The organism is Dyadobacter beijingensis DSM 21582, from assembly GCF_000382205.1.
In the GTDB taxonomy this organism is placed as follows: domain Bacteria; phylum Bacteroidota; class Bacteroidia; order Cytophagales; family Spirosomataceae; genus Dyadobacter; species Dyadobacter beijingensis.
This window is the reverse complement of record NZ_KB907792.1, coordinates 176,195-190,991: the sequence shown is the minus strand read 5'-3', so window position 1 is coordinate 190,991 and position 14,797 is coordinate 176,195. Positions and strand designations below refer to the sequence as shown.

The 14,797-nt window shown below is 54.8% G+C and carries 9 protein-coding genes and 2 riboswitches; of the genes, 2 read left to right on the top strand and 7 right to left on the bottom strand.

From position 1 onward, the window contains the following. Nucleotide 1 precedes the first annotated feature (1 nt). The 4 genes from H144_RS0129130 to H144_RS0129115 are packed head-to-tail and all read right to left on the bottom strand — an operon-like array spanning nucleotide 2 to nucleotide 9,053. Complete coding sequence (locus H144_RS0129130) at nucleotides 2-1,477, bottom strand: cobyric acid synthase (protein WP_019945665.1); 1,476 nt, start codon at nucleotides 1,475-1,477, stop codon at nucleotides 2-4. Between the two features lie 4 nt (nucleotides 1,478-1,481). Continuing rightward, nucleotides 1,482-3,371, bottom strand: coding sequence for a magnesium chelatase subunit D family protein (locus H144_RS0129125; RefSeq protein ID WP_019945664.1), 1,890 nt, complete (start codon nucleotides 3,369-3,371; stop codon nucleotides 1,482-1,484). 23 nt (nucleotides 3,372-3,394) lie between these two features. Next, complete coding sequence (cobN, locus tag H144_RS0129120) at nucleotides 3,395-7,699, bottom strand: cobaltochelatase subunit CobN (RefSeq protein ID WP_229208029.1); 4,305 nt, start codon at nucleotides 7,697-7,699, stop codon at nucleotides 3,395-3,397. After that, complete coding sequence (locus tag H144_RS0129115; RefSeq protein ID WP_033403482.1) at nucleotides 7,689-9,053, bottom strand: cobyrinic acid a,c-diamide synthase CobB; 1,365 nt, start codon at nucleotides 9,051-9,053, stop codon at nucleotides 7,689-7,691. The genes cobN and H144_RS0129115 overlap by 11 nt, the downstream gene beginning before the upstream one ends. Before the next feature lie 144 nt (nucleotides 9,054-9,197). Beyond that, a riboswitch (cobalamin riboswitch) is annotated at nucleotides 9,198-9,325 on the bottom strand. 75 nt (nucleotides 9,326-9,400) lie between these two features. Further along, nucleotides 9,401-9,583: riboswitch (cobalamin riboswitch) on the top strand. A 103-nt stretch (nucleotides 9,584-9,686) separates the two neighbouring features. Here H144_RS0129115 and H144_RS0129105 point away from each other — a divergent pair. Together H144_RS0129105 and H144_RS0129100 are read left to right on the top strand one after the other, a co-directional pair. Continuing rightward, a complete protein-coding gene (locus H144_RS0129105) occupies nucleotides 9,687-10,346 on the top strand; it encodes a hypothetical protein (RefSeq protein ID WP_019945660.1) in 660 nt (219 codons plus the stop codon). A 2-nt stretch (nucleotides 10,347-10,348) separates the two neighbouring features. Further along, nucleotides 10,349-12,538, top strand: a complete 2,190-nt coding sequence (locus tag H144_RS0129100) for a TonB-dependent receptor plug domain-containing protein (protein ID WP_019945659.1) — start codon at nucleotides 10,349-10,351, stop codon at nucleotides 12,536-12,538. An 11-nt stretch (nucleotides 12,539-12,549) separates the two neighbouring features. Here H144_RS0129100 and H144_RS0129095 read toward each other — a convergent pair whose 3' ends face one another. The 3 genes from H144_RS0129095 to H144_RS0129085 are packed head-to-tail and all read right to left on the bottom strand — an operon-like array spanning nucleotide 12,550 to nucleotide 14,787. After that, complete coding sequence (locus H144_RS0129095; RefSeq protein ID WP_019945658.1) at nucleotides 12,550-12,750, bottom strand: hypothetical protein; 201 nt, start codon at nucleotides 12,748-12,750, stop codon at nucleotides 12,550-12,552. An 8-nt stretch (nucleotides 12,751-12,758) separates the two neighbouring features. After that, nucleotides 12,759-13,244, bottom strand: coding sequence for a GNAT family N-acetyltransferase (locus H144_RS0129090; RefSeq protein ID WP_019945657.1), 486 nt, complete (start codon nucleotides 13,242-13,244; stop codon nucleotides 12,759-12,761). 58 nt (nucleotides 13,245-13,302) lie between these two features. After that, nucleotides 13,303-14,787 carry a SusD/RagB family nutrient-binding outer membrane lipoprotein gene (locus H144_RS0129085; RefSeq protein WP_019945656.1) on the bottom strand — a complete coding sequence of 495 codons (1,485 nt, stop codon included), beginning with the start codon at nucleotides 14,785-14,787 and terminating at the stop codon, nucleotides 13,303-13,305. Nucleotides 14,788-14,797: the final 10 nt, after the last annotated feature.

Below are 14,797 nucleotides of genomic sequence, written 5' to 3'. Positions count from 1 at the left end.
CTTATTCTATTAAACTTTTGTAAATCAAATCCATATCCATATGTGCACGCAGCAAATCGGCCAATTTATCGTACTGCTGCTCCTTAAATTCCCGGTAGTCGTACGGCGTGCCCTGCTCTCGCGTGTAAGGCGCGAGGACATGCTCTATCACCGCCGCATTGTCCAGGATCCCGTGCAGATAGGTGCCCCACGTGTAGGCGTTACGGTAATAGCCATCCTTCCTGCCATCGGCAAAAACCGCCACCGGCTCTCCGGGTTCGAGCGATGTGGTTTCTCCCATATGGATTTCGTAACCCGAACTAGGCTCCGTATTGTCCCTGAACCTAAATGTGCATTGCAATGTCGTTTTCTCCGGCTGCAAAATAGTTGTAACCGGTAGCAAACCAAGCCCGGGTATTTCCTCGATATCGCCCTCCACATGGCAGGGATCAAGAATACTTTCGCCGAGCATTTGATAGCCGCCGCAGATGCCGATAATAGTCTTCCCGGCCTTGTGCGCGTTGTAAATGGCCCTCGCCACGCCGCTGTTCCTGATCGCCAGCATATCCGCGATGGTGTTTTTGCTACCGGGAATGAGCACGACCGAAGCCCTTTCAATTTCAGAAGGTTCATTGGTATAATACAAATTCACCCTAGGGTCCTTTTCCAGCCGGTCGAAGTCGGTGAAGTTGGACAGGCGTCTCAACAGGACGACAGCCACATTTACCTTCCCTTCCACCGCCGACCGGTATTTCAGTTCCAGCGACACCGAATCTTCCTGCTCGATATGAATATCCCGAAAATAGGGCAAAATACCCACTACCGGCAAGCCTGTGAGCTCTTCGAGCATACGTTTCCCCTCTTCAAACAGTCGCCCGTCACCCCGGAACTTGTTGATAATAATACCTTTCATGCACGCCCGCTCCTCTTCCGTGAGCAATGCGATGGTGCCGTAAACACTGCCGAAAACACCCCCTTTATCGATGTCGGCGATCAGGTAAGCGGCTGCGCCTGCATGGGCCGCCATTCTTAGATTAGTAATATCGCGGTTTTTAAGGTTCAACTCCGATATACTCCCCGCACCTTCCATCACGATCGGCGCATATTTACCGGCAAGCCTGTCGAATGCGTCTTTCACGGCTGAAAACAATTCGCGGCGGTCGTTCTCCATAAAATACTCGTAAGCCGATTGGTTGCCAATCGGCTTACCGTTCAATACCACCTGCGAGGATTTGTCATTGGTCGGTTTCAGCAAAACCGGGTTCATGTCCGACTCGCACGGCACCTGCGCGGCCTCGGCCTGCACGGCTTGCGCCCGCCCCAATTCGAGGCCGTCGGCTGTCACGAAGCTGTTGAGCGACATATTTTGCGCCTTGAACGGCGCCGGATGGTAACCGTCTTGCTTAAAAATCCTGCAAAAACCGGCTGTTATCACGCTTTTTCCCACGTCGGAGCCAGTGCCGACAAACATAATGGGCCGCAGTTTCTGATGGTTCATTCTATTAAATTACAATCCGATCCAATATCGTTTCCGTCAATCCATTCGCCGAGAGCTCGTGCAGCGAAACATACTCCGCACGCAATGCATTCGCCAGCTCACGCGCTTTTCCATAGCGAATATAGCCGCTCTCCGTGTCCAGCACCAATGCCGGATATGGTATCTCGGAGGCCAGTCGCAACGACTGCCCCCAAGCGTCACCATTACCGCCGGGTAGCGGCACATTCGCCTTGCCATCGCTCAATAGCACGAGCAGCGGCTGCATATGCGCGGTTTCCGGATGGCTTCCTAGTACTTTTCCTGCCAGCTGCAAGGCGTGCGGCAACGGCGTTCGCCCCCCGGTCGGCAGCTTTTCCAATGCCTGCTGCGCGAGGTCGATATTTCGGGTCGGTTCAAGCAAAACATTCGCTTCCACGCCGCGGAATGCAATCACTCCCACACTGTTACGCTTCTGATAAGCGTCCTCAAGAAGACTCATCACGCTGCCTTTTACGGCCTCCATCCGTTGTCCCGCCGCCATCGACCCCGACGCATCTACGACAAAAAGGATCAAATGACCGGCCTTCCCGTTTCTGATTTTCTGATGTAGATCCCCGCGCACGACCGACGGTTGTTCGGGATTGCGGACAATAGCGTGCAAAATGGTTTCATTCACGGCCAAATCCGTAATCACATCCGTTTTTACGGCACGCACCTGGAATCCCTTGATCGTTTGTTTTGCCTTGGAACCCGTTCCAACCGTCAGCTCCGGGCGTTCCACAAACCTATCAGGCAGCAATTCCGGAACGACCATTCCAGAATAAACGCCTGCCACATATTCTTCCTGCTTGTCGCTACAATTCCCCTCCCCGCATTCGCCTTTTGAATCATCCGGGGATCCGTCGGCATTACGATCATCCCCATTCATATCAGGCTCTGAAGCGCTTGCATCATCTCGCATGGTCGGCTTGGCATGATCGCCCCCTCCATTTAGCTTATCTTTATCTGAATGAGGCGATTCAGGCAAACTACCTGGTGATGGCGGCAGCGCATTCCTACCCCTTCTATGCATCAAAACAAGCTCCGCTGCTTCCCGCACATCATCGGGCGATACCCTGTCACGGCTGTTCAATGCCGCGATCGTGATCGCCGTTTTATACATGAAAATATCTGCCCGAAGGCTGCTTACGCCCCATTCGATGCAAAGCTGACTGATCATTTTCAGTAACCCGTCGGGCATTTGCACGCCGGGCAGCAACTTTCGCGCGCGGGCAATCTGCATCCTGATCGCCTCCTGCCCATTATCCCATTGCTTTTCAAATGCTTTCGAATCCCGTTCGAATGCAATCCTGCGCCGGACAACTTCCGTTCGCTCGTCCACAGTCGCCTGGGCACCTACTTCCACCATCAGCCCGAAGCGGTCCAGGAACTGCGGGCGCAGGTTTCCTTCCTCAGGGTTCATCGTGCCGATCAGCACAAACCGGGCCGGATGGCTCACCGACAGGCCTTCGCGCTGCACGGTATTCACGCCCGAAACCGAAACGTCGAGCAGCACATCCACCAAATGATCGGCCAGCAGATTCACCTCATCTATATATAAAATACCCTCGTGCGCACCTGCAAGCAGGCCCGGCAATAGTTTCTTGGTTTTATTCGCAAGAATCGCCTCGATATCCAGGCTACCGAGCACGCGGTCTTCCGAAGCCCCGAGCGGCAAGTCGACAAACGGTACCGGCTCGTCAGCGCTCTCCGGGTGCGGCATTACCGAAGCCAGCCCGCGCACGGCCGTCGTTTTCGCCGTGCCCTTCTCGCCTTTAATCAGCACGCCGCCGATCCCGGGATTGATCGCGCACAGAAGCAGCGCTTTTTTCAGTTTTTCCTGCCCAACAATCGCGGCAAACGGGTATGATGTCATTTCAATGTCAATTCAGATAATCCCTATTCCGCCCTCGATTCGAGCAGCGCTTCACTTTTGAGATACAAATTCTTCAAACCTTCCAGCGCCCGTTCCGACGGGTTTTCCCAAAGTCCGCGCTGTGCCGCTTCGAGCAACCGTTCTGCAATGGCATGCAGCGCCCAGGGGCTGTTTGCTTCGAAAAATTGCTGCATATCCGCATCCAATGCATAAGTTTCGGCCACTTTCTCGTACATCCAGTCGGCGACGACATTCGCGGTGGCATCATATCCGAAGAGATAATCCACCGTCGCCGTCAATTCCAGGCCGCCTTTGTAGCCATGTTTTTTAATGCTTTCGATCCATTTGGGATTCACGACCCGCGACCGGAAAACCCGCAGCGTTTCTTCCTTCAAATCCCGCACAACGGGCCGCGCCGGATCCTGGGAGTCGCCGAAATAATGACGTGGCTGCTGGCCGGTCAGGTTGCGGATCGTCGCGATCATTCCGCCGTGAAATTGCAGGTAATCGTCGCTGTCGAACAGGTCGTGCTCGCGGTTGTCCTGGTTGTGCAATGCTACTTCCACACCGGCCAATCGCTGGGTAAATTCCTTGCGCGCATCAACACCCTGAGCGTTTTTAGAATAGGCATAACCGCCCCAGTTGATGTACGCCTGGGCGAAATCGCCGTCCGTTTCCCAGTTTTTTTCATTAATCAAAGGCAAAATCCCTGCCCCGTAACTCCCCGGCGCCGCCCCGAAAATGCGGTATGCCGCCCGTTCCTCAGCCTCTTCGACAGACAATGCGTCGTCCTGTTGCAGCTCGGAAAGCGCCTTTAAGTAATGCTTTTTCACAAAATTCTCTTCCAACGGTTCGTCCGCGCTGATCACCAGCTGCACAGCCTCGTCCATCAGCTCGATCAAATGCGGAAATGCGTCCCTGAAAAAGCCGCTGATCCGCGTCGTAACATCGATACGAGGCCGTTCTAACGCTGCTAACGGAATGATTTCCAGTCCGGTAATGCGCCGGCTTTCCGCCTGCCACACGGGCCGCACGCCCAGCAATGCGAGCACTTCGGCCACATCGTCGCCGTGGGTGCGCATGGCGCTGGTACCCCAAATGCTGATCCCTACGCTCTCCGGGTACCGGCCGGTTTCCTTCCAATGCCGGTCCAGCACCTCTTTGGCCAGCTGCTGCCCCACTTCCCAGGCTGCTTTCGAAGGCAATACCCGCGGATCGACGGCGTAAAAATTCCGGCCCGTAGGCAGGATGTGCGCCATCCCACGTGTAGGCGCGCCGCTCGGGCCCGCCGGCACGTACCCGCCCGAAAGCCCGCGCAGGAGGTTGGTAATCTCCTCGTCCGTACGGCAGAGGTTGGGCACGAGCTCCGCGGATATAAATGTCAGGATCGAGTGCAGGTGTTGCCATGCGGGCAATTCCGGGTTTTGGTCAATGGCTTCGAAAATAACCCGGTTAATGTGCATTTCGTCAAACTGGTAATGCTCGAAAAGACGGATCAGGTGTGCCGCCATTTCGTCCAGCGTCTCCACTGCATCGGCATAGGTTACTACCGGCCTGCCCGCCCAGGATGCCAGTGCATCCGCGGGCGCAGTCAGCCTTTGTCCCTTTTGTTGATGAAGTGTTTCAATATCAAAACCATATAATACAGCCAATGCAGCCTGCATACCCGGCACCGGGCCGTTCGGCAGGCGTGTCAGCGATTGCAGCATATCGATCAGCGCTTCGCCCGCGGGCATTTCGCCGAGCGTATGCAGGCCGTTGCGGATCTGCGCCGCGCCCAGCTCGCACAAGTAGCCGTCGATGTCTTCGATCAAATGCGCGATATCCTTGCCGTCCATTTCCGTGAGGCTCACCGGCACGCCTTCCGGCGTCATCTCGTCGTCCCAATCGTGTTTATGGTCGCCGTGATCGCGGCTGAGCATGGCCGAAAGGTCGGCGTCGAGGTTCGTCTGTTTGATCAGGTCCCAGATCTGCCTTTGCAGCAATGGCAGCTTGGAAGGATCGAGGCTTTCGACCTGGTAATATTCGTCCACCAGCTGTGTCAGCTGCGCGAGTTCGCCGTAGCTGTCTGCCGAGGTCATCGGCGGTGTCAGGTGGTCCACCACCACGGCATGTGCGCGGCGTTTGGCCTGGGAGCCCTCGCCGGGATCGTTGATGATGAACGGGTAGAACAGCGGCAAATCGGCCAGGAATGCATCCGGAAAGCAGCTTTCTGACAGGCCAATGCCCTTTCCGGGCAACCATTCCAGCGTCCCGTGCTTGCCTACGTGTACGATTGCGTCCGCACCCCAGCCATCCCGCAGCCAGCGATACAATGCATAATAATGATGCGTGGGCGGCAAGTCGGGCTGGTGATAGATCGCGTCGGGGTCCATGCCATAGCCGCGCGGCGGTTGCAATGCCACAAAGGCATTCCCCAGGTCGAGGCCGGCGAGCGCGATGTGGCCTTCGTGCACATAAGTCTCGCCGGGGGCCGGTCCCCACTGTTTCAGCATCTTTTGCCGCGCCGCTTCCGGCAATTCTTCGAACCAGGCCACATATTGTGCCGCCGGCACACGCGCGGCCGCCTGTGCCAGCTGGCCGGGCGTGAGGAAATCCTCGTCATACGCACAAAGATCAATCAGCTTGTGGATCAACGCGGTACCCGTTTCGGGCAGGTCATCGATGCGATAACCTTCATCCTGCATGGCCCGAAGGATGTTTAGCAACGATGCCGGTGCGTCCAGCCCCACCGCATTCCCGATTTGAGAAGCTTTTGTATTGGAATTGGTAAAAATGAATGCGACTTTCTTGTCCGCATTGCGCAGGTATTTTAATCGTGCAAACCGGATCGCCAGGCCTGTTACCCGGTCGACCCGGTTATCCAACGGCATGTATCCGCGCGCATCACGCCCTTTTTCCTTGAAAGAAACGGGGACGGTAATAATGCGTCCGTCAAACTCCGGTATCGCCACATTCATCGCCGTGTCGAGCGGGTTAAGTCCCCGCGAAGACGATTCCCACGGCCCGCGGCTCATCCCGCTAGTGATTGCCTGAAATACAGGCACATTCAATTCCTGCAACACGCCCGCAGTGCCCGCCGCATGTCCCGACGGCCCCGTGTCCGTCATCGCAAACGAAATAGTATTGATCAGCACGTCGATACCCATACCTGCCTCGCGGTTGAAATAACCAAAGGCCAACGGTTTCCCTGTGGCCGGATCGGTTGATTTAAGGGAGGAAGTAAACACAGGCAGCGCATTCACGCCGCGCTCTTCCAGCGAGCGGATCATCGCATCCACAAACCCCGTATTTCCGCTCAACCAATGTGCCCGGTAGAAAGTTATCCCGATCGTCGGCAACGCCGGATCGCGGTATTTCAGCCAGTCGGAAGCATCGGAGAATTCGGGGAGGTCGGGGTGGTAAATGCCGTGTTCGGGCAGATTCGTCGGTGCGTCTGCGCCGAAGCCGGTCATCAGCAAATGGTCGGACAGGTAGCTGAGCAGCCCGATGAGATTATTATAACCACCCGCTTGCAAATAGGCCAGCGTTTCGTGCAGGATCGCTGGCGACACCGTCGAAACGGCGGCAAATTCAGGGTTCATTTCGCCCGTACCGCTTACCACGATAAGGTGCTGCCCGCGCTGGCCGGCCAGTTTTACCAGCTCATTGAAGCCCGGAATGGTGCTCAGCCGCCCGTGAATACGGATAACAATGATCCGCGCCCCCGCGATTTCCCGCTGCAAAAGCTGTTGCATCTGCTCCTCGCTTTTGATCGCCATCAGGCTGATACCCGTCGTTTTGGGAAAATCTTCCGGCAGGAGCTGCAATGCCCGGTCGAGCGTGAGCAGGTCCGTGTCCGCGTGCGTGAGAAACACGATCCCGTCGGCAGGAACGGCGGTCTGGCCCAATTCGGTGGCGGTTTCGGAACCTTTCCAGGTATAAAATTGAAACACATATTCGGCCAGGTCCGACGGCGGCACGAGGTATCGGTCGGCCTTTACCATGCTTTCGATATAGTCGAAAATCGCGATGATCTGCCAATCGTAATTGATAGAATGGAACCACACCGAATGCCCGTCGAAGAGCAGCGTCACCACGTTCGCGAGTGTACACGGGCCCAGGCAGCCGCCTTTGGTCATATGCACCACATTGCGCAGCTTTCTCCTCAGCCATTCATTTTTATACAGTTCCACGGGAATCGGGGCATATCCCCGGTCTACTCGCCCGCAACAGCATGCATTGTAGCAATACGAAAGGTGCCCCCGCCGCTGGACGAGGTTAATGGCCTTTCCGTCAGATCGCGTCACGCGCTGGCGTTTCATTCTGGGCGCTGGACTATCTGCCATCGTTGTCGGGTGTTTTGCGTGTCTGGTCGATGAGGTGTTGGATAAACCCGTGATTATCTGCCCAGTAAAGATGTGTGTATGAAGCAAATGTATTTTTTCTGCTAAAAAACGGGGTGTCGACCGGCATACCTTTCGCATTCGTAACGAAGGCATCCTCCGCATGCATCGCGTGCGATTTGAGCACCGAATAATGAAACTCGTGCCCCCGGATTTCCAGGCCATTCCAATGCACATTGCGGTATCCGAGCGTCATCCGCGAGCCTTGCAGGGTCGTTTCGCAATCCAGCACGCCCGCCATCGGAAATGCCGTCCCATTGCCGGCCGTAATCGATTTTCCGAGATACATCAGCCCGCCGCATTCGGCATAGGCCAATCCGCCGTTTTCGCAGTATTCGCGAATGCTGGCCAGCATCGGCTGGTTATTAGACAGTTGTCGGGCAAAAAGCTCCGGATAGCCGCCGGGCAGGTACAGCAAGTCGGTCGGCGGCAATGCATTGTCGCTCAGCGGGCTAACCCACCGGATCTCCCCGAATGCCCTCAGCGCTTCGATATTTTGGTGATAAACAAAAGAAAAAGCCTCGTCGCGCGCCACGGTAATGTGCAGGTCGCGGGTGGTATTCGTTGGTACCAGTAAATGTTCCCGCCGATTTTCAACACCTTCCACCAACGCATTCAGGGCAGTAACTTCCAGGAGCCGTCCGATGTTCACTGTCCGGGGAATAATATCCGCCAGACGTTCGATAATTGCTTCATAATCCGTTTCAGCCGATATGTGCAGTCCCAAATGTCGGGAAGGAATGTGCAATGCTTCATTTTTAGGCAAATACCCCAGCGCTTCCACACCTGCATCCGCGCAGGCATCCTGTAAAAAACGGTAATGCGATTCAGTATTGACCCAGTTGAAAATGGCCCCAACGACGCGGATACCGGGATAAAAATTCTTCAAACCATAGATCAACGGCGCCGCGGAATACGCCATCGACTGCGCATTCATGACCAACACCACCGGCATATCGAGCAACGCCGCGATTTCCGCGCTGCTCCCCCGCATTTTGTCGGCCCCGTCGAAAAGCCCCATCACCCCCTCGGCCACACACACATCCGCACGCGACGCATAATCCGTATATACCGCTCGTACATGCGCCCCGGAAGCCATAAAAGTGTCGAGGTTCAGGCTTGGCTGCCCCGCCGCCGCCGAATGGTGAACAGTATCGATATAATCAGGCCCGCATTTAAACGGCTGCACACCATACCCGCGGTTCCGCAACGCCCGCAGCAATCCCAGGGTCAAGGTCGTCTTACCCGAATTGCTCGAAGGAGCGGAGATGAGGAAACTGGATTTTGGAATGGACATGATAAAACCATCGGTTGATTTTAACTTCCAATGCATCGATGGTCAAGAAAAAAGAAAGGCATACCCGGGCGGCGACGCTACCCGGCAAGTCGGGAAGTGACCCGACAAAATATCCAAACCAGACCCTGCTTCATACCGCGAAAGCATTGTCAACAAGGAAAGGACAGGTGCTCTGGCTTGGGTTACCCCTCACAGTTGCGCGACAGCTCGTGGTTTTCACACGATTCCCCTGAAATGCGTTGATACGCAAGACCTTTTCCTGTTGGAGAAGTATGTTAAAGAACTCTTTGTGCAGTAAAGTTAGCGGTATTCGGCTATTTTTTGGGTTTATGTCAAACAAAAACCCATAGCTTTGTGCATTCATTGGTTCGCGCCCCGCGGCGTGATTAAAAGGGAATCCGGTGTAAATCCGGAGCAGTACCCGCTGCTGTAAGTTCATTAGTAATGCTCTTGTAAGATGTCACTGGGAAACCCCGGGAAGGCGCAAGGGCTGAACGAGCCAGAAGACCTGCCGTTGAATGATCCGGTTTTGCTTTCGGGAAGAAAGGCAAGAGGAAACGGCAGGCTGCGTCGCGGCCGCGCTACTCCCTGCATTCTCCCATAAGTTGTTTTCTAATTTATGCGGAAATCCAAATGATTCAGTACCTGCTTATTGACTCGCTGCTACTCGGCGTGCAGCATTCCTTCGAACCCGACCATATGGCCGCCGTGTCGGTACTCGCTACCGAAGACAAAAACGGCGCAAATCAGCAGAATACCGTCCTCCGGGACCCGGCCCTCCGTTGGAAATTGATCTGGCGGTCGTCGCATTGGGCACTGGGGCACTCATTTACCCTCATTCTTTTTGCCACACTGGTACTACTGCTCAAATCGACGCTTTCGCTGCAAATCGCCGATCAGGTTGAAATGCTCGTGGGGCCGCTGATGATATGGCTGGGCATTCTGGCTATCCGCCGGAACTTCAAAAAGGCCGCGGCAGCGGAATTCCAGGGTGAACGGACAGTAAGCCGTTCCTTCTGGGTGGGGATGGTGCACGGGCTCGCGGGAACGGGCGGGGCGTGTGCCGTCGCATTGACACTCGCCGCACGGGATGCGATGACGGCCGTGTGGATCATCATTCTGCAAAGCATCGGCATTATCCTCTCCATGTCGGCCTACGGCTACTTTTTCGCGTTTTCGATCGGCCGTTTTGCCGGAAAACGGGAGCGTTTTCTGATGGTGGTCAACTACCTCGTCGGCGCGTTTTCAATCGTCATCGGCGCGGTAACTCTCTATGAATCATTTCAATTCTAACAATGCATACCCAACTTTACCAGATTGCCCGGGTGCCTGCCGCCGGATTACTTTTTTCACTGCTCGCCTGTTCAGCCGCCTGCGCGCAGGATAGCGCTCCCGACTCGTCCGGGCGCAAACTGCTGGACCCGGTAGTTGTTACCGCAACCCGCTTTGAGGCCCGAAAGGAGAAAATCGCCCAAAAGCTGGACATTATTTCCAAAGAAGACATTCAAATGACGCCCGCCAACGACCTGACCGACATTGTGAGGAAAACGGCTGCGGTGGACGTTATTCAATATCCTAACCTGTCTTCCGGCATCGGCATTCGCGGTTTCCGGCCCCAGTTTTCAGGCCTGAACCAACGCACGCTGCTGCTGATCGACGGGCGACCTGCCGGCGCAACCAATCTCTCACAGATCAACCTGAATGGCATCGAGCGCATTGAAGTACTGAAAGGCCCGGCGTCGTCACTATACGGCTCGCAGGCGATGGGCGGGGTGATCAATGTGATAACCCAGCGTTCGAAAGGTGCGCCGGCGGGCAATGCATTCCTCGAATACGGTAGTTTCAAAACCGTCCAGGCCGGGTTGAATACGGGTGGAAATATTACTTCCAAACTGGATTACGACCTGTCGTTCAGCTATCTCGAACGTTCGAAAGATTACAAAATCGGAGAAAACAACTGGCTGCGCAATGCCTTCGGTTATAAGCACGCTACGAAAAACTACGCCGACCGGCCCGCTACCCAAACCGATGAAACGACCAGTGATGGTGCGAGAAGGCAGTTTACGAAACTGCATTATTATTCGGGTGCATTGCGGCTGGGTTATCAGATCAACGAGCGGTGGCGTGTAGACGTCCGCGGCGAGCAATTCCAGGCGAAAGACGTGGAATCTCCTGGCGAAATATCCTCGGGAAGCACCGAGTCCAGTACCAAGGACGTTGACCGCCAGGCATTGGACGTGTCGCTGAGCGGCCGGATCGGGCAGCACAGTCCTAGCATTAAAGTGTATGCTTCGGAGGAAAACACCAAAAATTACACGCAAAACGTATCAGGCAAGCCGGTCATACCATTCCGCTCGGCGCAAGGGCATAATGCGTGGAAGGGTATCCAGGTCAAAGATGTTTGGAAACTGGGCAAGCATTCGGTGATACTGGGCTATGACTATCTCCATGCATCCACCGCCAGCCGTCGCTGGACCAACGACACCACCGAGCGTGCGCCTACCCAGCCGGAATACGCCCTTGTTTCCAGCGCATTTTTCGGGCAGGCATTGGTGACTTTGGGTAAACTAACCTTGCAACCCGGCATCCGCATCGACCACATCACCTTCGACGTCCGCGAAACACCGCTCCTGCCAACTTACCAGGCCGGCAAAAAATCGACGCCATTTACCAGCCCAAGCCTGGGTATCACCTATGCCCTTACACCTGCATTGCGCGCAAAAGCGAACATCGGCCGCGCATTCGTGACGACGGACGCGTACAGCGTGGCGGGTTACAATGAAGTCCGTGATTCAAAAGGGCGCATTGCTGTAACGGCCGGCAATGCTGATCTGAAAAATGAAAGCAGCGTCAGCTGGGATCTGGGATTGGAATTCAATAAGCCAAAGTCGGGCTTTGCAGCAAATGTGACATTCTACTCGACAAAAGTCGACAACCGGATCGCGAAAATTATCCAGGTTGTGAATGAGCCTTTGCAAAACGGCGACGTGATCACTTCGCGTGCCACGTTCGTCAACGCCGCCGACGCGAAAATAACGGGCCTCGAAACGGAAGTGTCCTACGATTTCGGCGCACGCAACGATTACCGTTACTCACTCAAAGCATTTTGGAACGGTAATTCTATTATGAGCGCCAACGAGCTCATCGTCGGCACGGACGCCTCCTCCATCCGCCGCGACATTCAGAATGTGGCGCGCAACACATTCAACTTCGGCATCGCGTACGACAATTTGAACTGGCTGCAACTCCGGCTATCGGGCAGAGCCATCGGAACGCGGAAGGATATTGATTACACAGACCCTATTAATCCGGACATCGAATATCCGCAATACATGGTGCTGGACTTCGCGGCGCAGTTCAGGATCGCAGGCGGGCACTCCATTGCATTGAAATTGAACAATGTAACGGATGAAAACTACTACGAAAAGCGGGGCTACAACCTGCCGGGGAGGTCGGTTTCGGTAAGATATACGAAGAGTTTCTAAGTTTTGAGAGCCTATTCGGATTTAGATTCCGAATAGGCTTTTTCTCTGGCCCGAATTTCGCGTTGCCTCCATGCCCATTCGCTCATAAAACGTCTGTCCTCCTCGGATCTCTCGCCTTCCCAATGCATCATAGGGCCAACCGGGTCACGATCATCGGCCCAGCTTTTATCCCAAATATCTTCCTCTTCGATGTTTTTCAGTGCTTCTTTCATAATGGAAGTTAGGCATTTTTAAAGTACAAATCAATCAATTTCAGGGCCTCTCTCGGTTCGACAATCATCCGGATGCCAAACAGCCTCCTCGCGCCCATTCGCTCATAGTAAGGCATCAATCTGCTTTTAGCATCGAAATAAATAAACCCATCCATCCCCTCATCATAGGACACTTTGCAGCATAAGGCTACCATCGCCTTCCCGATTCCATTGTAAACCGGATTTCCATGCTTATTGGCATTGCTGATTTCCATACTTGTACATTCCAGTATTCCCGGCGTGGGCCTCCACGCAACCAAGCCCTGAACGGCCGGATTCGCCTCTACTTGCAGTTTGTACACAACATACTGCCTGACTAGCTTCAAAAAATCAAAGTTAAAATGCCCCCTTGACGCTCCAAGTTCGCTCAATGTCGCCTGCGACGCGATCGCATCTACCTTTTCCCCGGTAGCATTAAAAGTAAAAGCAGATGATAGTGTGTATATTCCCCCCATGCACCAAAATTACCAAATGCGGCCGCAACGAACGGTTCGTGTTGCGACCGCCTGATAATTAGTATTTATCCCACCAGTTCCTTGCCGCTTTACTGTTTCTGCCGCCCAGCTTTTCCAATGCCGTGCGGTAGTGGGCGCCGTTGAGGGACGCTTCTACGAGCGGGTAGCTCATCCGTTTGGAGATGTCGGCAACGTCCGGATCGAGGGAGCCGTCGGCGGGGAGGGCGAAAATGGCCTTGCCGGTGATCGGGTCCTTGAAATCGAGACGCAGGCGTTCGAGCCAGCCCTGGATACCCTGGGTGTACATAGCTACCCACTTCTGAGAACCGATGCTATCTTTCCATTTGGCTGCATGATAGGGTACCTTTTTGAGATATGCCGCAATGCTTTCCTCGCGTATGCCCGCGAACCGCATGGATGCGGCCACGCCTTCCTGGTAATATTGCGCGGCGGTGCCGGTGAGGCCCACTTTCAGGTCGCGGGCCTGGATTTCCGCCAGCATAAATTTCACCTCGGCCAGGTCGAGCCAGATCGTCGGGGCGGTGGCGCCTACGGCGTAGCTGGCGGGTAAGCTCACGAGCGTCGGGTCACCGTTCGAGCTGGCATCGCTGTTTTCGAGGCCGTATGTTTCCCCCACGTACTCCGTCGTGTTTAGCAATGGTTGGGCGAAAACGGGCAGGCGCGGGTCGTCGTATTGTTTGAGATAATCGATAAAAGGCTTTGACATCGAGAAATCGACCCTGACTTTGAACGACTGGTTGATAGGGTTGTTATTCGGTGGCGAGGGCAGCCAACGGAACAACGCACTCTGCTCCTGCGCGCTGATAATGCCGCCATTCGCCGGATCGAGTGCTTTTTTGATGGCCTCGGTGGCTTCCGCCGGTTTTACATCGATCATCCGCAGCGCGATACGCAGACGAAGCGAGTTGGCGAAACGCTTCCAGGCATTCACGTCCCCGCCATAAAGTACATCGCCGGTAGCATAGCTCGGCGCGGATGCATCCAGCGTCTTCACCTGTTCGTCGAGCGTCGCCAGCAAGCCCGCGTACACTTCCTCGCCGGTATTGTATTCGGGCGTCACATCGTCGGCATTCAGCGCTTCGGCGTACGGGATCGGGCCGCCGTAAATGTCGGTCAGAAAATGATAAGTATAGGCCTTCACAATCTCCGAAATCGCGATACGATTCTGATAACCAGGCCATTGTGACACTTTCTCAACCTTCTGCGATTCCTGCAATTCATTGAGCACGTCCGTGTAAAACACATTCCACATGATCTGGTTCGTATTCTCGCGGATCTGGTAGCGGCTTTCGTCGGAATAGTACGTCGAGGACCAGTATTGGGCATAGTACATTCCGAAACGACCATTGTTCCACTCGTCGGTAATATTGGTGGAAAAATTGTATTGTGCATTCGTGAGCAGCTGCGCCGACGTAGCGTGCTCCGCCCGGTTAGGATCTTTGTTCATTTCCTCAAACCCATCGGTACAGGCCAGCACCGACGTCATGAGCAATGCGGTGGTGATTTTCCTCATGTTTTTCATAGCTGTTTCA